17 protein-coding genes, 1 tRNA gene and 1 pseudogene are annotated in these 20,691 nt (G+C 66.1%); 9 read left to right on the forward strand and 10 right to left on the reverse strand.

Features of this window, described 5'->3' with window-relative positions; translation table 11 throughout:
* Positions 1-2: 2 nt before the first annotated feature.
* Positions 3-605 carry a DMT family transporter gene (locus HB662_RS03855; RefSeq protein ID WP_168047292.1) on the forward strand — a complete coding sequence of 201 codons (603 nt, stop codon included), beginning with the start codon at positions 3-5 and terminating at the stop codon, positions 603-605.
* Positions 606-657: 52 nt separating this feature from the next.
* Here the strand turns inward: HB662_RS03855 and HB662_RS30035 are convergent.
* Together HB662_RS30035 and HB662_RS03860 are read right to left on the reverse strand one after the other, a co-directional pair.
* Positions 658-882, reverse strand: a pseudogene (locus HB662_RS30035) (amidase); the annotation flags it as partial.
* Positions 879-2,177: an MFS transporter gene (locus HB662_RS03860; protein ID WP_168047294.1), complete on the reverse strand. Its 1,299-nt coding sequence runs from the start codon at positions 2,175-2,177 to the stop codon at positions 879-881. The gene HB662_RS03860 and the pseudogene HB662_RS30035, both read right to left, overlap by 4 nt.
* 230 nt (positions 2,178-2,407) lie before the next feature.
* On the opposite strand from HB662_RS03860, the gene HB662_RS03865 reads away from it, so the two are divergent.
* The 3 genes from HB662_RS03865 (at position 2,408) to HB662_RS03875 (ending at position 3,982) form a co-directional block, all read left to right on the forward strand.
* On the forward strand, positions 2,408-2,890 hold the full coding sequence (locus HB662_RS03865; protein ID WP_168047296.1) for a cupin domain-containing protein: 483 nt from the start codon (positions 2,408-2,410) through the stop codon (positions 2,888-2,890).
* A 182-nt stretch (positions 2,891-3,072) separates the two neighbouring features.
* Positions 3,073-3,531 (forward strand): transposase, encoded by a 459-nt coding sequence (locus HB662_RS30040; protein ID WP_168047298.1) that lies wholly within the window; start codon positions 3,073-3,075, stop codon positions 3,529-3,531.
* A gap of 178 nt (positions 3,532-3,709) precedes the next feature.
* A complete protein-coding gene (locus tag HB662_RS03875) occupies positions 3,710-3,982 on the forward strand; it encodes a hypothetical protein (protein ID WP_168047300.1) in 273 nt (90 codons plus the stop codon).
* Between the two features lie 176 nt (positions 3,983-4,158).
* Here the strand turns inward: HB662_RS03875 and HB662_RS03880 are convergent, their stop codons facing one another.
* The 6 genes from HB662_RS03880 to HB662_RS03905 form a co-directional block, all read right to left on the reverse strand.
* Positions 4,159-5,085 carry a DUF4435 domain-containing protein gene (locus tag HB662_RS03880; RefSeq protein WP_168047302.1) on the reverse strand — a complete coding sequence of 309 codons (927 nt, stop codon included), beginning with the start codon at positions 5,083-5,085 and terminating at the stop codon, positions 4,159-4,161.
* Between the two features lie 10 nt (positions 5,086-5,095).
* Positions 5,096-6,523 (reverse strand): AAA family ATPase, encoded by a 1,428-nt coding sequence (locus HB662_RS03885; RefSeq protein ID WP_168047304.1) that lies wholly within the window; start codon positions 6,521-6,523, stop codon positions 5,096-5,098.
* Between the two features lie 177 nt (positions 6,524-6,700).
* The gene (locus tag HB662_RS03890) at positions 6,701-6,937 is read right to left on the reverse strand and encodes a hypothetical protein (RefSeq protein WP_168047306.1); all 237 of its coding nucleotides are present in this window, start codon (positions 6,935-6,937) and stop codon (positions 6,701-6,703) included.
* Positions 6,938-6,948: 11 nt separating this feature from the next.
* A complete protein-coding gene (locus tag HB662_RS03895) occupies positions 6,949-8,859 on the reverse strand; it encodes a hypothetical protein (protein ID WP_168047308.1) in 1,911 nt (636 codons plus the stop codon).
* Complete coding sequence (locus tag HB662_RS03900) at positions 8,856-12,209, reverse strand: zeta toxin family protein (protein ID WP_168047310.1); 3,354 nt, start codon at positions 12,207-12,209, stop codon at positions 8,856-8,858. Before HB662_RS03900 ends, HB662_RS03895 begins: the two co-directional genes overlap by 4 nt.
* Positions 12,206-13,315: a hypothetical protein gene (locus tag HB662_RS03905; RefSeq protein ID WP_168047312.1), complete on the reverse strand. Its 1,110-nt coding sequence runs from the start codon at positions 13,313-13,315 to the stop codon at positions 12,206-12,208. Before HB662_RS03905 ends, HB662_RS03900 begins: the two co-directional genes overlap by 4 nt.
* Here HB662_RS03905 and HB662_RS29615 point away from each other — a divergent pair.
* Both HB662_RS29615 and HB662_RS03915 read left to right on the forward strand, forming a co-directional pair.
* Positions 13,296-13,493 carry a DUF3987 domain-containing protein gene (locus HB662_RS29615; RefSeq protein ID WP_168047314.1) on the forward strand — a complete coding sequence of 66 codons (198 nt, stop codon included), beginning with the start codon at positions 13,296-13,298 and terminating at the stop codon, positions 13,491-13,493. The two genes, HB662_RS03905 and HB662_RS29615, sit on opposite strands and share 20 nt — an antisense overlap.
* Complete coding sequence (locus tag HB662_RS03915) at positions 13,486-14,601, forward strand: DUF3987 domain-containing protein (protein ID WP_168047316.1); 1,116 nt, start codon at positions 13,486-13,488, stop codon at positions 14,599-14,601. The genes HB662_RS29615 and HB662_RS03915 overlap by 8 nt, the downstream gene beginning before the upstream one ends.
* 1,345 nt (positions 14,602-15,946) lie before the next feature.
* Here HB662_RS03915 and HB662_RS03920 read toward each other — a convergent pair.
* Positions 15,947-16,570, reverse strand: coding sequence for a hypothetical protein (locus HB662_RS03920; RefSeq protein WP_168047317.1), 624 nt, complete (start codon positions 16,568-16,570; stop codon positions 15,947-15,949).
* Between the two features lie 819 nt (positions 16,571-17,389).
* Positions 17,390-17,464, reverse strand: a tRNA-Thr gene (locus tag HB662_RS03925).
* 101 nt (positions 17,465-17,565) lie between these two features.
* On the opposite strand from HB662_RS03925, the gene HB662_RS03930 reads away from it, so the two are divergent.
* Genes HB662_RS03930 through HB662_RS03940 form a run of 3 tightly spaced genes read left to right on the forward strand, consistent with a single transcriptional unit; the run spans position 17,566 to position 20,596 of the window.
* On the forward strand, positions 17,566-18,636 hold the full coding sequence (locus HB662_RS03930; RefSeq protein WP_168047319.1) for an efflux RND transporter periplasmic adaptor subunit: 1,071 nt from the start codon (positions 17,566-17,568) through the stop codon (positions 18,634-18,636).
* On the forward strand, positions 18,633-19,877 hold the full coding sequence (locus tag HB662_RS03935) for an ABC transporter permease (protein ID WP_168047321.1): 1,245 nt from the start codon (positions 18,633-18,635) through the stop codon (positions 19,875-19,877). The genes HB662_RS03930 and HB662_RS03935 overlap by 4 nt, the downstream gene beginning before the upstream one ends.
* 5 nt (positions 19,878-19,882) lie before the next feature.
* Positions 19,883-20,596 (forward strand): ABC transporter ATP-binding protein, encoded by a 714-nt coding sequence (locus HB662_RS03940; RefSeq protein WP_209443112.1) that lies wholly within the window; start codon positions 19,883-19,885, stop codon positions 20,594-20,596.
* Positions 20,597-20,691: the final 95 nt, after the last annotated feature.

Here is a 20,691-nt window from a genome sequence, read left to right on the forward strand (position 1 = left end):
AGATGCTGCTTGCCCGCGGTGCCGCCACCCTGTGGGCGTTCCTCGTCCTCGGCCTGGTCGGCATCACGCTGAACCAGGCGCTGCTTTTCGCTGCGCTGAACCTCACTGCCGCGGTGAACAGCGCGGTGATCATGGCGCTGACGCCGCTGCTGACCATGATCGGCGCGGCCATCTGGCTCGGCGAGCCCATCGGCATCCGGGCGCCGATCGGCCTGGCGATCTCGCTCGCCGGCGCGCTGCTCGCCGTGCTCGGCGACGGGCCGCGGGGCATTGCCGGCTTCACGCCGGATTGGGGCGAGCCGCTGGCGCTGCTCGCTGCCGGGACGATGGCCTTCTACACCGTCGCCTCACGGCGCCTGCTGCCGCCCGAGTTGCCGGTGCTGCCCAGCACAACGGCGATCACCGGGATCGGAACCATCTTCCTGCTACCCCTGCTGCTGGAACCGATGCCGCCGGGAATGCCGCCGGCCAATGTCGCCGTCGCGTGGGCAGGGCTTTCGCTGGGCGCGACGGTCTTCGCGCTGCTCGCCTGGATGTACCCGACCCGGGTGCTCGGGGTCGGCGAGTGCCGGGCGCGTCCTCGCTCCAGGCCTTGTCCGGGTTGATGGTGCGGGAGCCAGACAGTGTCGGCCAGCCGATGGTCAGCGCATTGTCCTTGATCGTCGTTGGCACGCCATTCACCGGGCCGAGCGGCGCGCCACGCTGCCAGCGCGCCTCCGAAGCGCGCGCCTGGACCATCGCGCCGTCCTCCTCGAGATGTTGGAAGGCGTTCAGTCCTGGGTTGGTGGCGGCGATGTGGGCGACCTCGACGGGGGACAGGCGCCTGTCGCGGAACGCTTGCATCAACTCGGTGGCTGCGAGGCGCAGGAGATCCTTGCTCATGATGGACTCCGCGCAGAGACGCCGTGTGTCGTGATCGGCTTGTCAGTGCCGGGCCGAGCCATGATCAACACAACGATCGCCAGCACCATGATCGCCACGGTGAGGCCCATCGTCAGGCCATAATCGCCATTCAATCGGCCTGCGAGCCAGATCTGAATATTGGCATTGGCGGCCGCGAGGAAGTTCCCCGCCTGGTACACGACGCCGGGAAGCGTGGCGCGCACCGGCGGTGGCGACAATTCGTTGAGGTAGATCGGGACCACGCCCCAAGCGCCCTGCACGCAGAACAGCAGCAACGCGGCGGTGACGCCGAGGCCGAGCGGCGTGGCGGCACCGACCCATGCCGGCAGTACGATCAACGCCAGCGCCACCGCCACGAGAATGGACCGCGGCCGGCCGATCCTGTCGGACAGGACACCAAAGGCCACGCCGCCGAGAAGCGCGCCGAGATTGGCCGCAATCATGATGAGCGAGATCGTGCTTGTCCCAAGGTGATGCTGGATGCCGAGGACGGCGCTCGGATAGAGGTCCTGCGATCCGTGGCCGAGAAAATTCAGCGCTGTCATGAGGAGGATCGCAAAGACGGCCAGCCGCCAATGCTCTCGCAGGATGGGCCACAAGCCGGTGCGCCGTTCCTGCTCGCTACGCGCCAGCCAGTCCGGGCTTTCCGGCACACTTCGGCGGATATAGAGGGCCAGCAGCGCGGGCAGGATGCCCACCATGAACAACCCGCGCCAGCCAAGCCATGGCTCGGCCAGGTACAGCAAGGAGGCCAGGAGGTAGCCGGTCGGATAGCCGGCCTGCAGAACGCCGGAGGCAAGGCCCCGCTGCCCGGGCGGAACACTCTCCATCACCAGCGAAGCGGCGACGCCCCACTCACCACCCATGGCTACGCCGAACAAGGCACGTAGCACCAGAAAGGCGCCGAGCGACGGGGCGAGGCCGGACGCGAAGGCCAATACCGCGAATGCGACGACGTTGAGCATCAGGACTGGCCGTCGGCCGAAGCGGTCGGCCAGGCGGCCGAAGAGCAGCGCACCGATTGCGCGGCACGCCAAGGTCAATGTGATGGCCATGGCAACGCTGTCCAGTGTCGCGTCGAAACTCGCCGCAACCTGGCGCAGGACGAACACCATGACGAAGAAGTCGAAGGCGTCCAGCGTCCAGCCGAGGTAGGCGGCGGCAAGTGCATGCGCGGACCCAGGCCATCGAGACCCGGCCTCCGGCGGCCCGAGGTTGTGCGGGACGGCGGCTTGGTCTGGCAAGCATAGGCGGTGCTGTCCGGCGGCGGTCATGTCTGCGGTCCCGGCCCCTGAGGAGCCGATCCCATAGCAATCCGGCAATCGGGGAGCATGACCAGTACTGGGCATGCACCTTGGGGTGGTCGCGGCCAATACTGCGGATCGTCAGCCGCTTCCGAAGAAGGTGCGCGCCAACTCCGGCAGCATCCCGACCATCACCCGGCGGCCAGCCATGCCGCCGGCGCCCACCCCCGCCCTAGACGGGCCCTTTGGAGTTTGAATCCATGACCATCTCCTTCCTTCATTCCCGCGGGACCGAACCCGCCATCAAAATCCCCGCCATCGGGCTCGACCTGTTCGTCCGCATGCCGCCGGCGGCGAGCGACGGGGAGTTCTGCCTCGTCGAGACGATCAACGCGCCCGGTAAAGGTCCGCCGCGGCATCGCCACCATGAGGCGGAGATCTTCCGCGTGCTCGAAGGGCGCTATCTGTATGAAGCGGACGGGCGGCGCTTCTACGCCGAGGCGGGCGACGTGGTGAGCATTCCGGGCGGGGTGGAGCATGGCTTTGTCAACGTCACCGACAAGCCCGCCAGGCAATTCATCATCATTGCCCCGGCTCTCGATGCTGCAGCTTTCTTCACGGAGCTTGCGGCGACCATGCATGACGGCATCCCCGACCAGGTCGCGCTCAACGCGTTTGGCGTCAAATGGGGTGTCGAGTTTCTCGGTCCTCCGGTGAGTTCGAATGAGCTGCCCACCGAATGAGGCACGGCCCCATGGTCGAGCGCTCGCGCATGATCAAGCACGCAGGCACAGGAGGTGACAGGTGACAGGTATAGGCCCGCAAGACTGTGGTGATGCGGATGCCGGTGGAGCAGTGAGCCCGCCCCCTTAACACCCCGACACGGTCTCGCACTTCCGTAAGGGGTAGGCGTATGACTTTGTCTATGACTGACAGTCCGCCCAAGGTGGAGGTCATGGCCTCCGTCCAGCGCCGTCGGAGATGGTCGGCGGCCGAGAAGATGCGCATGGTCGAGGCGACTTACGCGCCGGCTGCCTCGGTGTGCTCGGTGGCCCGCCAGCACGGGGTGAAGGCGGCGCCCAGCGACATCGCACTGGCCATGTCGCTGCTGCTTTACACGGTGCAGCGCCCCTCGGATGTGCGGCACATGACCGCGGGGCAGGTTCGGGAGATGCACGACCGGCTCTGGCTCGTGCTGCGCCAGGAGAAGACGAACGAGCTGGTTGCCGTGCCCTGCCACCGCGCTCTCGAAGGCCCCCGCGGAGTCGTCTTGCCGAAATCCAGAGCGCGGAGGAGCCCGTTCAGGAAAACCCCGGCGCGCAAGCCAGCGGTCCAGCCTGCTCCTGGTGCCTGGTCCGGACGGGCGCGCCTGGACTCAGCGTAGCTTCGCCACCGCCTAGAACAGGGCACTGAGGCGCGCCAACCGCCAGATCGCGCGCGACGCCCTGCGCGGGCAGCCGCTCCCTAAGCCAAAGCGGGCGCGACAGCGGGAGGCGGCGAAGCGGGCGAGCCGCGCGCGCCTGCTCAGCGGCCTGCAGGGACGGGACATCCGGCGGACCGGCATGGTGCAGCTGGCTCTGGCCGGCGCGACGATCCCGCAGATCGCGGCGCTCTCAGGCCAATCCATCGCGGAGACCTCTGTGCCGCGCCGGGCCGACATCGCCCTGGCCGGTGTCGAGGCGTGGGAGTTGCGGGAGCGGGATGTCCCGTCGTCCCTGGCCGAGGACCTAAAGCAATCTCCCGGAAGCAACGAACACAGCCCGAACCAAAATCAACAGAAGAACGCAGCCCAACAGGCCACCAACCCGAAAAATGCAGATTTAACAGGGGTATAGTGGTGCCGACACCCGGGATTGAACCGGGGACCTACTGATTACGAATCTAGTGTATTTTATGCAAATTCAACGATGGTGCAACTCAGTGGCCCGTTGCCCTGGGGGAAATGCTTAGCTTACCAGCATCGGCGCACTTGGGCTCCCATGGCTAAGCCTTGGATGACGCACCACCTCGTTCACACCGGCACGGGTACAGTCCGCAGGAAAGTTGTTAAGCAAGAGGGGGCATCCGCTATTGTCGTGAGTGTGCGGATTGTATCAGTCCGCGGATTGAACTTCATCTTGACATGCTCAGCGAATATCTGAGGTTTCCTTGTCCCCCTATCGGTCCTTAGCGCATCAAGAAAATCGATAAATAATCGAAATAGAATTTTCCCGCGCCAGCGCTGGAGTGGTTCTAGTTTCTCAAATTCATCTCGACTCTTGGCGATTTCGTCTGCCGACAGTGGAGACGCCTTGGGAATGGCTATCAGCAACTCCTCGGAATCCACAATCCACTTGATCTTGAAATTCTGCAGCCTGAGCCGGGGCGAAATCACCTCATCGAGCGGATTAACTGAGACTTGGTTTTTTACGCAATAATAAATTATTTGGTTGAGATAGCCAAGCTTTTCCTTATAATCTTCAATGAATTCAGAAAAAATCTTCTTGATTTTAATGAGATCATCCACTCCTTCAGCACCATGGCACCGATACTCGCCCTGGAGTAGCGCTTCCAGCGCGACATCAGAGACCAAGATGTTTTCAAATGAGTAGGTGGGCGTTACCCAAATTTTGCGATGCGGCTCACGACCGCGGAGATCATCATAATCTCGGTCTACAAAAAACCAAACATCATCGATCGAAAGCTGTCGATTTTCCTCAACTAGATCAACTAGAGTCAAAACGTTACTCTTGCCTTTACAATTAAAAAATCCTATCGCTCGTGAAATCTGCGAGTGTACCTTTGACACAACCGTCTGCAGAAAAGTAACATCATCATGACCCTCCACAGCAAACACGTACGGCTTTTCTGACTTCCCTCTAAACTTGATGTAACTTAGGAGGATGGCTTCTGCAGCAGACGCGGCAGCGCTCAGCTTGTCGACGCGAGAAATTTCCATCGCCAGCGCCTCAGATAAGGGACAGGGTTTTGTGGCGACGGACAGTTATCGGCCCCGCAAAAGGCCTTAGCTCGTTTTTAAAAATAAACGGAGAGTGGGTGATGGCGATAAGCTGCGAACAACTGGGCGCGCGCGCTATGTCCGGCAGAAATTTTTGCTGCCACTCCATAGACAGCGATAGCTCAGGTTCATCGATCAGAACGATAATTTTCTGCTCAGGCTCCAAGTAGAGGCGAGCAAAGATACTGATAATTTGTTTTTCACCGGACGACAATGCCTCAAGCGGCAGCGTTCCGCCGGTATAAAAATTAACAACCCGCGCCTCCGCAGAGGCCTTGTCGAACTCGAATTTCTTTTCGCTGCCGTCCTCATCCCAGTACGAGTTAACGGCGCGAATGAAATTCTCAATACGAGCTTCTCGATCTTGGGTCGAGATATATGTTTGCAGAAGCTGGTTTAAGAAACTCTTGAGGTAGATATTATCTTCGTTGTTGATTTCACCACTATTAATCAGACGTTCAATTCGCTGTTTTGTCTCCGGATTGTCACGCCCAAGCCGCCCCAAAACCACCTGCAAAGACGCAGCGTCGATCGGGCTTGTGCTTTTTATGTCCTGCTTATAATGACCAAAGAGGAGGTCGTCGAGCGTACGTCCATTTATCGAAGAAAACGCCTGAACCGTGGATCTCCTGATTTCTTCCGCCATTTCGAATAATTTAGACTCTACGTCCTGCAATCCGAAGTGAATGAGCTGATCAGTAGCCCACGAGTTCTTGTATATCCTACGATGGCGCTGCGAAGTAGTCCTGAATTGGTATTCAGGCAAGGAAGCCTCGATGCGCCGGTACGTAGGGAGATAAAGGACTGTGTAACCCGCCAGAGCCGCCGCAACCTCCGATGAGAATTTGAGAAATTTCTGACGGCGATCAAGATACATAGTTTGGATTTTTTTATCCAGAATGTCATTTAAGGCAGATTTTATATACTGCGGAGGGATGCGCATCTGCACAATATCTCGGGCGAAGTATTTAGTTTTTGAAACACTATTTTCTTCGCCGTCGGCTATGGCCGCTATCAGTTCTTCAGCCTCTAATTTGGTAGGTATTGGAAGATCCAGTTTAAGCCAACGCGCAGGTTGCAGAACCTTGTCGTACTCCTGCGAAGCAATTGAGAATTCGTCCCTTCTTTTCTTCCAAGAGTGCCCGCCAATTTCAAGCTGCAGAGTGGAAAATTCCATTGAAACTAAAGAACTGTGGTTACCGGTCAGAACAGCATGAAGAGCATTGAATAGTGTTGTTTTTCCGGCACCGTTTTCGGCAACAAGAATTTTTACGTGGCTGTCAGTTGAAAACTCGATATCTTTGTAGCCATTTGCGAGTTCTAGAGCGAATCTCCTGATTAACGGCTGCTGACCCGGGGAGGGGCTGGTAAGGGACATGAAAAATCCTCCACGGACCAATGCGTTACAACAACCATATTGGGTGCAGCGCTCGAATTTCGCTTTTACGCCAGCTAACACGTCGTGAACAGGATACGACGGCGCCATGAAAGACGGCAACCGTGGGACCTTGATTGATCGGACAAACACCTTCCTGGTGCTCGCTGGTCACGCAGGCTAGCCTTCAGTTAGTCTCGTGTGCTGCAACCCTGCCGCGATTTCTGCAGTCAGCGCCTCGGCCAACGGGAAGTCCGCACCCGCCTCTCCCGCTGGTTCGGCTGGAAGCAGGCTGGACGACAGGATGTTCCCCTCGTCGTCCAGCACCAGCACAGCGCGCACCACATGCGCCCCGCTGATGGTGCCATCCGGCCGCCAGCGGATCAGGACCTCATAGGGTCGAACAACGGTCTGCATCGGCCAGCCTCCTAGCTCACGATCGCGCGGTCGGTGACCCGGCGCCAGTTGGTGCCGTCCGAGAAGGCGAGCACCGCGCCGCCGCTCTCGTTGTTCACATAGGCGGTCTGCCCGCCCGGATTCGGCGTCGGCACAGTCGCCACCGTGTAGCCAGGGTGCTGCAGCCGGCTCACCGCCCAGAGGTGCGACACGTTCACCCGCAGGCTGGAATCGCGCTGAACAGACAGCGCAGCGCCCAGCGCCGCCCCGGCATCGCTGAAGGCCTCAACCACCAGCAGAGATCCGGAGTTGGAGCCAGCTTCCGACGTCGTGTCCCGCGCCAAGCGCCAGCGCAAACCACCGGCGCGACGGAACTGCAGCTCCGCGGTCTGGGCTGCCTCGCTGTCCAGATTAACCAGCGCCGGCACGCCAGGTGGCTGGGCACTGCGCAGCTGGCCAACGTCGGTGACGCCCTGGTTCCGGTGCTCGAAGACGACCAGGCCGGCGGAGACGCCCGGCACCTGGGGTATGCCGGAGCCGAACTGCGCGCTGCCGGAGAAGATCAGCGGCCCGGCCAGGAAGCTGGCGGCGATGCAGTTGGTGGTGCCGTCATTGCCAGAGATCGCCGGGTTGGCGTTGGTCGCCCCCCAGACAAAGACGCCGGACAGCCGGTTGCGATTGGCCCCGGCGCCGGCCACGGCCGAGTCATCCGCTCGGATGCAGCTGTTCACCACCTCGATGTCGCAGCAGAAATCGTTCCCGAAGGTGTAGCCCGACAGGCGCAGCCCCCGCGCCGCGTTGCCCGCCGCCAGCAGCCCCGTGCAGAACTGCACCCCGAAGAGCTGGATGGCGTCCCCGATGCCGCACCCGCCATTGTTGGCGACGATGTTCAGCTGGCTCTGCAGGACGCCGTTCATGCGCAGCGCCGCGATGCCGGCGGAGCTGACGTTCTGGACCACCAGCCCCGTGAAGCTGCAGGAATTCAGGAAGTCCGGGTACCGCGTGCCGTCCCAATCCTGGCCGAGCTGGGCGCCGATGCCGGTGGTGTTGCAGCGGATGCCGAAGTCCCGGAAGTGCCAGAAGAAGGCCGCGCCGGTGCTGTCCTTGATGCGGAACTGCGGCGTGCCGCTGCAGCTCCGCACATCGATGATGCTGGTCTGCCCGCCGCAGCCGAACATGACCCCGCCGCGGCGCGACAGGAAGGCGCCGAGGCCACCCAGGTCGAGATCCAGCCTGGTGCCGCTGTAGATGAAGCGGCCGGGCGGCAGGAAGGCGGGCCGCCCGGTCAGCAGCCAGGCCAGGAACCACAGGTCGATCGCGGCCGTGTCGTCGGCCACCCCATCGCCGACGCCGCCGAAGTCATGCAGGTTCAGGATGTCGCCGGCGCGCTGCGCCAGGCTTCGCGCGGCGGTCGTGCCGTCGGCCAGCACGGTGTCCGCGCTGCGGTCGAGCACCGGATAGACGATCGGCTTGCCGAAGGCGTCGAAGCCCAGCAGCTTCCCCGCACGCTGCGCCAGGGGCGGCAAGGTCGGATCCAGGTTCGGCTCGATCGCTGGGATGCTGATGGCGCGGCCGACGTCGCGCGCCTGCTGCTGCAGCACGATGTAGAGCCGGTTGAAGTCGGCATTGAGGCCCGCGGCCGGGAGGTCTCCGCCGTCGCTGAAGGCGCTGGTCCGGCCCGCCGGCATGGCGCTTTCCAGCAGCAGGACATCGCCGGCCAGGGCGCCGCTGGCCAGGACGACGGCGCCGCCGGCCTGCTCGCCGGCGCCGGTCACCGCATAGTCCACGCCCAGCGCCAGCGTCACGGTCGCCCCCGCCCGGGTCCGCACCACGCGGATGTCGCTGGCGGCATAGAGCGGGAAGTCGAAGGGGAACACCGTCTGCGCGGCGCTGGCCGTGAACATCTCGCGCCGGTCATTGGCGGGAATGGTGCTGATGGTCATGGCGTTGCGCCTCCGATGGCGGCGGGCAGGCTGGGCGCGCGCTCCGGCGAGGTCTCGCCGGGCGCCCACCAGAAGCGCTGGTTGGTCTGGTCGATGCTGCGGCGCTCGAGCTCGCGCCAGCGCTGCGCCGCCTTGGGATCGAGGAGGTACTGCAGCCGGTCCCAAAGCAGCCGGTCCATGGCCAGGCGCCCATACCAGAGGCTGCTGCCCGGCGTGTTCTTCTGGACGAAGCGCGCCAGCTCGCGGCCGAAATTGGTGTCCTTGTCCTCGACCAGGCCCTGCAGATTGCCTCCGGTCAGCTTGGCGATGTCGTCCATCAAGCCGCCGGTCGGCCCGCCGAAGCTGGTCATCCAGAAACCGCGATCGGCCCGGTTCAGGCCGGCGTTGAGGAAGTCGCCGAGGATGCCGGCGCCACCGCCCTGGAAGAAGGCGGCGCCCCAGAAGCTGGGCGAGGTCATGTCGCGCGGATCCTTCCCCTGCGCGATCGCCTTCAGCTGCATGGCCACGGCGCCCATCACCGTGAGCGACACGGCCGTGGTCGCGAGGTAGCGCCCCCAATCGCCGCCGCGGATCTGCTCGATACCGCGCATCAGGTGGCGCGACATCATGGCGACGGGGAAGGATTTGTATTGCGCGGTGGCGCGGCGGAACTCGCCGCCGGCGGTCCCGGGGCGGGAGCTGCCCAGCATCACCGCCCTCTCCAGGTTGCCTGGCTCCACCACGGCGAAGCTGGTCTCACCCTGGATCATCTCCAGAAGGCGGGACGTGGCCTGGCGGGCTGCAGCCTCGGCGGCTGGCTCTACTTCGGCGGAACCACGCCCCGGCGCCGCAGCTCCTCCATCACCCGCTTGTGCCCCTTCGCCCGTTCCTCGCGGTCGATCGCCTCGAATTCCGCGTGGGTCGGGTTCGGCTGCGAGGATGTCGGTTCCGTCGAGGAAGCGGGCCGGTTGGCCTCTTTCGACGTCGGTGCTGTATCGGGCATAGGTCGCGGCCTCTCCTTTGATGGCCTCGAAGTTCGCGCCAGGTCGATCGCCGACCTGGTTCACGATGTAGTCCAAGGGAACGTAGCGGCCGGTTTCGCGAAAGCGGTTGATCGCGCGGTTCACCGCCTTATCAAGCGGGAGATCGGCAAGGACTACATGGATCATGTAGCCTGCCTCCTTCAGCTCTTCAACATCCTGGCGCAAACCGGCCAGGTCCCGGCCAACCATTGGCAGGGCGACGCGGTCGCCGCGGATCTTAGCCTCCTCCAGGATCTCGGCGGCCAGGCGCGAGCTCTCCCGGTGCACGGCATTGGCGCCGATGCCGCCGCGAAACTCCGGAATGCGTGCCTTGATGTCGTCGGCGTCCACCAGCAACGCTCCCATGCGCTGCGCCAGCGGCTCGATGACGGTGGACTTCCCGGAGGCCGGTGCGCCGAGAACGATCCAGGCTTGGCGGTCCTGCCTGATCTCCGGCACCTGCGCACGGCGCTCGGCCTCAACCTCCGCCTTCCACTGCGCCCGCTGCGCCTGGCGCTCGGGGGTCTCGATGGCATGCGTCGGCGGATGCCGCGCCGGGTCCAGCGCCTCCTGCTCCACCCGGGCGATATCCTCCGGCACCGGGTCACCGCGCTGCCAGGCGCCGGCTGGCGGTTCCGCCTGCGCCAGATCCTCACCACGCTGGCGCCACCCCTCGCCGGCTGCCAGCTCCTCCGGCGACCTCGGCGCGGGCGGCTCCGCCGGTCGCCCCACAATCTGCTCCGGCAGGATGAAGCGAACCCCGTCCTGATCCCAGACGCCGGCGGTGCGGATGATGTCCCAATCCTCGGCCGTGATGCCATACCGGGCAAAGCTCTGCTGCAGCTCCGGCTCCAACTGGTCGAGCGTCCGGCCGGCGCGGTCTGCAAGGTGGGCGGAGAACTCCATGCCGAAGGCCCATTTCGCCGCCTGGGTATGCGCCGACATGCCGGAGACGCGCATGGTGAAATCGGCGATGCGGCCCGGCAGGTCGCGGCCGACGATCTCCGCCTGGTGACGGGTCATCCCCAGCGCCCGCTGCGTCCAGCCCTGGGCGATCAGGCCCAGGCGCACGGCCGTCTTGCGGTCCTCGGCATTGGCCGGGTTCAGCAGGGAGACGTAGCGCCGCAGCACATCCGTCACCGGCAGGCCGTTCCAGTCGGCCGCCTTCTGCAGGGTGGCGAAGTCCGTCACGCTGGACAGCACCGCGCTGCCGAGCTGCGCGCCCATCAACCAGCTGCGGATATTGCGGAAGGTGGTGGCGACGCCCTCATTCACTGGGCTGTTCACCTGGCCGGTCGTGTGGTTCCAGAGATTGCCGAGGAAGTGGACGGCGGTATCGCTCGCCTCCGCCTTGCGCGCCTGGTCCATCAGGACGCGCGCCTGGTGCACCGGGTTCGGGCCGAGGATCTCCAGCATGGCGATGTCACGCGCCATGCCCTTCACATGCCCGGTCAGCAGCTCGAAGAGCCCGGCATCGCCGACGCCGAAGCGGTCGTTGAACTTCAGGTAGGCCTCGGCCGAGGTCCATTCGAAGGCGCGCGGCTGCGCCCGGCGATTGGCCAGCGCCACGCCGCCGGGCTGCCCCGGAACCAGGTCGGACACGCCATTGCTGCTGATGCTCTGCCAGGCGTCGTCGATCACGGCGGCGGCGCGGTCGGCGGCCAGCGGGTCGCCGGTATCGAAGTCCACCATGCGGAGATCTCCGCGGGCGATGGCGTCCTGCATGAAGGCGGTCCAGTCGCCCCGCCCTGCCCGCTTAACCAGGTCGCGGTCCCATTCCTGCGGCAGGCGCCAGGTGTCACGCCGCGGCAGGTTGCCGCCGGCGGCGTTGAAGCGCTCCAGCAGGCTGTCCGTCACGTCGTTCCACGCGCGAGCAAAGCCGCCGGCGGCCGCGTCACGGGTGTCGCCATAGAGCGCCGAGACAAAGCGCCGCAGCCCAGGCAGGTCCTGCTTGAAGCCCAGCGCCTTGGACCGGTAGGCGTCCAGCAGGTTCACCAGCCGGGCATGGGCGCCGGCCTCGATGGCGGCGGCACGGCCCTCGATGTTGGAGTGGCCGGCCAGGCCATAGGCGTCCCGCGCGAAGATCGAGGCGACGCCCGCGGCAAAGCCACGCGGATGGGCGCTGGCCTGGTCGAAGGTCCGGGCCGCCGCGATGACGCGCAGCGCCACCTGGCGCTTTCGCTGCGCGGCTGCGGCCGCCATCTCCTCCGCCGCCCTGACCATCGCCTCGCCCTCGGCCACGCCCTTGTCCAGAAGCTGCTGCACGCGGGCGCGGGCATTGGCGGCGGTCGCCTCCGAGATCTTCCCGGCGGCCACGGCATCGGCCAGGCATTTGTCAGCCCGCGTCATGCCGCCCCTCCGATGAGGCACAGCATGGCCTGGCCGGCCTGCTCGCCCTCCGCTTCGGCCTCGTCCAGCAGATCGCGCGCGCCACGCGTGGGCTGCGCCGCGCCGTCGGCAGAGATCTCGCCAACCGGCACCGGCACATCCCGCTCCGCCGCGATGCGCTGCGCCTCCAGCAGCTCGGCCGTCGCCACCTGCTGCGGCGCCGGGCGGGCGGCGGCCTCGGTCTCGGTCGCCTCGCGGATCGCGCGCTGGCGGGCGGCCAGGATGTCCACCGCCTCCTCGCCGAAGTCGAAGGCGGCCGCGGGCGCGGCCTCCTCCGCGACGGGTGCTGCGGGCGGCGCCTCGCGCAGCCGGGCGCCCTCCAGGATCTCCGCCGGGCGCAGCGGCGGCGCGCCGAACAGGTCGCGGCCGGGCGGCTGAACCTTCAGCGCCTCCTCCACATAGGCATCCAGCCGGGCGGCGATCGCGGCCCGGGCGGCGGTGCGGCGGCTGGGATCGCCCTGGTCGAAGAAGCTGGCCAGCATCTTCTGGCCAGCCTCGGTCAGCGGCGGCCGGTCCAGATCAGTCTGCAGTAGCAACTCCGGCACAGCCACCTTCAGGCGTCGCGCCTCGTCCAATGTGCGCAGCGCGCCAATGAGGTCGGCCGTCACATCCATGCCGGCATCCACCTCGCCCGCCATCACGGCCTGGCGCAGCTGCGCCCAGCGGGCGGAGACATCGGTCAGCGCGCCGGCGACGCCGCGCAGCCCGGCGGTGTCGCCCTCCAGCAGCCGGTCCAGCAGCGGGCCCAGCTCGTCGCCATAGGCGCGCGCCAGCACCGCGGCGCGTAAGCGGGCCGCACCCTCCGCGGCCAGGCGGCCGTCCCTGGTGATCAGGCTGCCGCGCTCCTCCGGCGTCAGGCGCAACAGGAAGGCGCGGACGAAGCCAGCATTGTCGGCGCTGTCCACGTCGCCGCCGCGCCACAGCGGCAGCGCATCCTCCAGCCGCTCCGCATCGGCCCGCGCGCGTTCGCCGACGCCCTGCGCCAGGGTCGCGCGGCCATTGGCTTCCGCGACGAAAGCGCGGCGCTCCTCCGGCGACAGGGCGCCGATGCGCCGCGAGACCAGCACAGGGTTGCAGGCGCAGCGGGACGTGGCGCTGCCGGGTAGCGGGCAGAAGCCGTTGACCGGCCTGTTCGTTTCCGTGGCCGAGAGCGGCGAGCGGAAATCCTCTGTAGATCGGGTGGCGCTGGCGGCGGTCTATCGGACCGAAGAACGGTGGCGGGGTGAAAAACGGCGCGTTGGTTGATCGCTTCCGGGCCGACCTCGCGGCCCATAAGGAAGCAACAGAACAGATCAAGAAAAAGGCCAAAGGTGACCGTGGCCTAATCCGCGACAACCTCCTGAGTCTGGGTTCTGAACCGAAGCCCCCGCCGCACCCGATGCTGCTAATCGCGGACCCGACGCCGGAGGCGCTGGTGCTGCACCTGGCCGAAGGCCGCCCATGGGCGGGTGTGTTCACGGCCGAGGGCGGCGTGCTTATCGGCGGGTCCGCTTTCAACGATGAAAGCCGGATGCGGACCGGCGCGTTGATGAACACACTCTGGGACGGCGATCCGATCCGCCGCCGCCGGGTGCTGACTGGCGCCACCTTCCTGCCGGGCCGGCGGTGCAGCGCGCATATCATGATGCAGGCCGTGGTGGCGGACCGGCTGTTCGGTGACGCCACGCTCGACGGCATCGGGATGCTGGCGCGGGTGCTGTTGGTGGCGCCGGAGAGCACGGCAGGAACCCGCATGTTCAGCACGCCACCCGATGCCTGCCGGGCCACGCTCGACGCCTATAACGACCGCCTGACCCAGCTGCTGACCCGCCCGCCCGTCACGCGCCCGGACGCATCCGACGTGCTCGACCCGCCCGCCCTGACCCTGACGCCGGAGGCGGAAGCGTTGTGGATCGGGTTCCACGACCACGCCGAACGCGCCATCGGTGATGGTGGCGCATGGCGCCCGATCCGCGCCTTCGGTGCCAAAGCGCCCGAGCACGCGGGGAGGCTGGCGGCGGTGCTCGCGACCTATGCCGACCCGGACGCAATGGAAATCGGAGCCGAGCATGTGGCATGCGGCATAGCGCTGGCGCAGCACTACGCCGCCGAGATGATGCGCTTGATCGGTGCCGCCAGCGTCACGCCGGAATTGCGGCAGGCGGCGGCGCTGCTGCGGTGGTGGCAGGACCGGCGGGACCCGCAATGCCACCTCGCGCAAATCTACCAGACCGGACCCGGCGCCATCCGGGCCGCTGCGGCGGCACGCGCTGCGGCTGCTACACTTGAAGATCACGGGTGGCTGCGGCGGTTGCCGGCCGGAAGTGAGGTGGATGGTGCGAGCCGGCGGGAGGCCTGGGAACTGGTGGCGTGAGCCAACCGGCTTTCGATCCCTGGGCCGCGCTGGCGAAAATTCGGGCCGAAGGGTCCGCCCCTGCTAATGTTGCTAATGCTGCTAATTCGGTGCTGCCGATTAGCAGCCTTAGCAGGATTAGCAGGAGGCCACCCTGGCCACCGGAAAACTGGGATGCCGCCGCCAAGCCTGCGGCGCGCAACGCCGAGGCGCGCGGCGACTTGGGGCGGCCCGTGCCAGAGGGGGACCAACGGGCCGCCGTGGCGAGCTATCTTGCGGCCGGGCTGCAACGACCGCCGTCATGGTCCGGCCCGACGCCACCATCGCCCGGTGCCTGGTGTTCGTGCTGCGGCCGAGCGGACCGGCGGGCCGGGCGGTGGTGGACGGAAGCCCGCGACCCGCGCGGCTGGCGCTGCTGCACCTGCCACCCGCCGCCGCCGGGGCTGGCGGTGGTGGAGCTGGGAGCGGGGAGCAGCGTTCACATGCCAACCCGCACTAGAGATGCAGGCTAAAGCTGCTGCGGACGTCCTTCGCGGTCAACGGGGCGCCAACCCTGCTCCATCAGGCAGCCCTGCACTCCGCGCGCCCTCACCGCATCATTTCTGTCAATATTCATGAAGCTTGGCGGAATATACTGTCCGCCCGTTGTATAGCACTGGACACTATAGCCGCTTGGGTAACAGCTTGTTTGCATCGGCGTCGTGTAGCTAGACGAGATCTGAACCCGGTCCATAGCTGGCGGAAACTGGGCGAATGATCGTGCTTGGCACTGCGCTTCCGTTGCCCGGAACTCCTCTTGAGTACCGCCGGGTTTCGCCCACCTCTGGGCACAGCCACTAAGGATCGCGCTCGTACAGAGCGCGATCAAAATTATCTTTACCGACATTTACTTGCCCACCTGCTGGCGCAACGCTGTCCGGGGGATGCAGGATGCGTCTCCCGGATCAACAGTCACGGAACCGATAGTTGAGCGCAACATCTCAAGCAGGTCACAAGATCGCCACGACACACAGGGTCTCGCTCGGGAGATGGTGAAAGGCGCAAGCGGCGCCGCCGCTGCGCTGATGATGCATCCACACCCCCCGGGGGGGGGGCAGGCGCCTCGAAGTCGCAGCACGCTGTGGACCGGCGGGAAAAGCAAAACATCCGCATCCACATTTCCAAGCGCATGGATGGGGGGAGGCGAAGTCTCGAGCGGCTTGCCTTCGGGACCGGCGCAGGGTCCGCACCGCCAACGCTAACACTGAAAAACACGCGCGCGCGATGGGAGGCGCAGCCAAATCATGCCGGCGCGCCAAATGCGGACCGCAGTAAACATGCCGTAACCGCGAACCCTGAAGCTTGGGTCTTCCCTAGTGGCTTTAGCTCAATCCTTAAGCGCTCCCGCTGGGACGTCAAAAGGGGTGCTTGTGGCGCTGCCTTGTGCCCCAGGAACTCGACCAGCATCAAATGGGCGCGTGCCTTGGTTCAGACGCTGAATACAACTACTCATAGTTGAAGTTGCGGCATTGCTGCCAGCGAGGCTGATCCGCCACGACCCTTCGTTGCCAGTCAAGAAAATCAGGCGCCCTGTGCTGGCTTGGCGGAAAGCGGTCCAGAATTCTCCAGAACCTTCAAACAAGACCGAGAACTCGACCCGCGCAGGGAGAAGGTCTTCGCGGGGATGACCGATCGCTTGCAAGTCAGATGACCTGTATGTCGAACCCAGCTCAACCGCCACGCGCACATTTACCTCGCTCGGTATAGTCCAGGCGGCATTATAAATCTGGAAGCTAAACGTATTGTTGCCCTCGAAATACTTTATGAACATCGATCTTGAAGAGATACCGCCGGATCTTATGCCGCACATCCGGTCGCCCTGACTCGAGCGTCCTTCGTAATTAATCCAGTCGCCAGACCGCGCCACTTCTACAACCTGCGCCTGACTTGGCCGGCCGAGAAGGCAGAAAGCGGCAAGCGCACCCAAAACAAGCAGCCGAAGCTGGTTCATGCAGCTGCCCTCGTGTTGCGCTTAAACAGCGGGTTCAAGGCGCGGCCGGAACGATTGGAGAGGCCACAATCAGCCCGCTATGACCATATCGAACTGGATCATGCCTAGCCAGATGCTAGCAGCGTAGATCGGGCCCATGCGAAGCGGGTAACGCGCCAATCGCGCGACAACCACAAACAGTGAAATTTTAGCGGTCCGCACGCGCCGGGTCCCTCTCGGGCAGTGGCGCCGGAGCGGTTGGGACGGCGGCACGGCGCTAGTGGCGCACGAACTGACAAGGTTCCTCATCCTCTGCGCGCGAGGGTCACTGCCATTTGACCAGAGGGGGCCGACAGGCTTCCGCTCCTAGGGCGTGGCGGTATCCTCTCCTAATGCCTCGCCATCTTGAGCCGGAGTCGCGCCGCCTGGATGATCTTGCTGCCGATGGGTATGTCCGGATCGGGCGCCAGCTTGCCAATGCTGACCGAACGTATTTCACCATCCACTGTGCAGGCGCGGTGGGGTGCCACAGGCTGCGCCCGCTATCGGTGCGGGCAGCCTTTCACCTGCTAGGTGACGACCCGCGCTTGAGCGTGAACGCCCTGCGGCGCCGGCTGGCATGTTCAGCCTGTGGCGGGAGACACATCGTAATCGACCTGCGGGCAGACGCCCGGCCCTGGGAACTGTTCGTGCAGCAGGGACCGCTGCCGGAGACACTGGCGGACCTGACCAGCGCGCCAAGTGATGCAGCTGTTCATCCCGGCGGGTCCGCCAGGGGTCCGCAAGCCACGAAATAGGCCCGCTTCGGATCGTTTCAGGCAGCTAAGTCATTGGGAAATATGGTGCCGACACCCGGGATTGAACCGGGGACCTACTGATTACGAATCAGTTGCTCTACCGCTGAGCTATGTCGGCGTACCCACAGCGCGGCCGTATAGCCGCCCGCGCGCCCGCCGACAACCCGCCTCTGAACCCTCCCATGACCCGCCGGCCCGAAGCTGCTACCGTGCCGCGAGATGCGCCGCCTCCTCCTCCTTCTCGCCATCCTCCTCGTGGGCGGCATCGCGGCTTGGCTCCGGTTCGGATTGCCACCGCGCGTCGCCATCGCCCTGGCCACCCAGGGCATGGCGCTGGAGGCGGTCTACGCGACCGGGACGGTGGAGCCGGAGCAATGGGCCCGCATCGGTCCCGCCATCCGCGGCCGGCTGACGGAGGTGCTGGTCGAGGAAGGCCAGCGCGTCACCGAGGGCCAGCCCCTGGCCCGGCTGGATGACCGCCAGGCCCGCTCCGCGGCGACGGAGGCCGAGGCCCGCGCCCGCTTCGCGACCGAGGATCTGGCCCGCACCCGTACCCTGGTGGCGCGCGACATCTCCGCCCGCGCCACGCTGGAACGCGCCGAGCGCGATGCCCAGGCCGCCCGCGCCTTCGCCGATGCGGCGAACCAGCGGCTGGATGACTATGTCGTACGCGCCCCCACCTCCGGCCTGGTGCTGCGCCGCGATGCGGAGGTGGGAGAGGTGGTGGACACCCCCGCCGCCCTGTTCTGGGTCGGCGAGCCGCGCCCGCTGCGAATTACGGCCGAGGTGGATGAGGAGGATATCGCCCGCATCGCCCCCGGCCAGCGCGCCCTGCTGCGCGCCGATGCCTTCCCCGGCCGCGCCATGACGGCCGAGGTCGCGCAGATCACCCCGAAGGGCGATACAGTCCGCAAGGCCTATCGCGTGCGCCTCGCGCTGCCGGATGACACGCCGCTGCGCATCGGCATGACGGTGGAGGCCAACATCGTGCTGCGGGAAACGCCGGACGCCGTGCTGGTGCCGCCGGCGGCCGTGGTGCTGCCGCCGGCGCCGCGCGATGCCTCCCCCACCGCGCCGCCCGCCGCCCCGCCCGGCAGTACTCGCCGCGCCACGATATGGGTGGTGGAGAAGGAGGTGGCGGAACAGCGGGAGGTGGAGATCGGCGTCCAGGCGCCACGCAGCATCGAGATCCGCCGCGGCCTGGCGGCAGGCGAGGCGGTGGTGCTGAGCCCGCCGGAAGGCCTGAATGATGGCGCACCGGTGCGGCTAGAGGCCCGGCCCACGCCATGAGGCTGCTGCTGGACCTGGCGCGCGGCATGCTGACGCGGCGGTTGCGGCAGACCCTGGTTTCCGTCACCGGCATCGCCCTCGGCGTGGCGTTCTTCATCGCCACCGCGGCCATCATGCGCGGCTTCCAGACCTATTTCGTCACCCAGATCATCGATGTCTCGCCGCATATCACCATCAAGGACGAGACCCGCCGCCCCACCGCGCAGGCGGCGGAGCTCGCGCATCCGGACGGCGCCGTGCTGGTGCATGGCGTGAAGCCGCGGGACCGGGTGCGCGGCATCCGCAATGCCGGGCAGAAAGTGGCGATCCTGGAGGCGATGGAGGGGGTGGCCGCAGCCCCCGTGCTGCAGGCGCAATCCTTGCTGCGCTACGGGTCCCGCGATGTCTCCGCCGTGCTGACCGGGCTGGAGCCGGATCGGCACCGCCGCGTCTCCAACATCGAGGAGGACATGATCGCCGGCACGCTGGACGACCTCCGCCGATCCGCCAACGGGATCATCGTGGGGGAGGCGCTGGCCTGGCGGCTCGGCATCGGCATGGGGGATACGCTGTCCGCCGTGGCGCCCAGCGGCACGGTGCTGTCGATGAAGGTGGTCGGGCTGTTCCGTACCGGCATCCAGGCGGTGGACCAGGGGCACGGCTTTGCGCTGCTGAAGGTGGCGCAGGTGCTGGCGGATCGGCCCAATGTGGTGAACCAGATCCTGATCCGGCTGGCCGACGTGACCCAGGCCGAGCCCCTGGCCCGCCAGATCGAGGCCCGCTTCGGCGACCGCACCGAAAGCTGGGAGGAGCAGTCGGCCAATATCCTGACCGTCTTCGTCATCCAGAACGCCATCATGTTCTCGGTGACAGGCGCCATCCTGCTGGTCGCCGCCTTCGGCATCTACAACGTGATCTCCACGGTGGTGATCGAGAAGACGCGCGACATCGCCATCCTGAAGTCGCTCGGCTTCACGGAGGGCGATATCCAGCTGCTGTTCCTGGTGCAGGGCATCGTCGCCGGGCTGCTCGGCGCGCTCGTCGGTTGCGCGCTGGGGGCGCTGATGATCGAGGGGCTGGCGCTGGTGCGCTTCGGCGTGAACACGCCCTCCGGCCAGGGCCAGTTCCTGCTGGACCGGGATATCCGCGTCTATCTGCTGGCCAGCCTGTTCGCCATGATCGCGGCCGCCCTGGCCTCCGTCATCCCGGCGCGGCGGGCCAGCCGGCTGGACCCGGTGCAGGTGGTGCGGGGCGCCGCGTGACCCCGATGGCCGCGTCCGGCGGCGTGCCGCCGCTGCTGGAAGCACGCGGCGCCACCCGCCGGCTGCCGGATGGCCCGGTGCTGGTGCGGGACGTGAACATGATCGTCCGGGCCGGCGAGTTCATCGCTGTCACCGGCCCCTCCGGCTCCGGCAAATCCTCGCTGCTGTACCTGCTCGGCCTGCTGGACCGGCCGAGCGAGGGGCACGTGCTGCTGGAGGGGCAGGACACCGCGCGGCTGCCAGCCTCGGAGCTGGCCGGGCTGCGGCTGGCGCGGCTCGGCTTCGTCTTCCAGTTCCACTTCCTGCTGCCGGAATTCACCGCGCTGGACAACGTGCTGATCCCGATCCGTCGCCGCGGCCTGCTGCACGGCGCCGCGGCGCGCAACCGGGCGATGGCGTTGCTCGATGCCTTCGGCCTGGCGCCGGCGGCCCAGAAGCTGCCGGAACAGCTTTCGGGCGGCATGCGCCAGCGCTGCGCCATCGCCCGGGCGCTGGCCAACGACCCGGCGCTGATCCTGGCGGACGAACCGACCGGCAATCTGGACAGCGTGAACGCCGCCGCCGTCTTCGACATCTTCAGCCGCCTGACGCGGGAGGAAGGGCGGGCGGTGGTGGTGGTGACGCATGATGCGGCGCTGGCGGCCCGGGCCAGCCGGCGCGTGCATCTGGTGGATGGAGTGGTCGTGAGCGACGCGGCGCAGGCGGAAGCGCCGTCTTAAGCCCCCACCCCGACCCTCCCCCGCTTCGCAGGGGAGGGAGACAAGTTTATCCCTCCCCTGCGAAGCGGGGGAGGGTGGCCGCGCAGCGGCCGGGT

It is taken from the genome of Falsiroseomonas frigidaquae, assembly GCF_012163145.1.
In the GTDB taxonomy this organism is placed as follows: domain Bacteria; phylum Pseudomonadota; class Alphaproteobacteria; order Acetobacterales; family Acetobacteraceae; genus Falsiroseomonas; species Falsiroseomonas frigidaquae.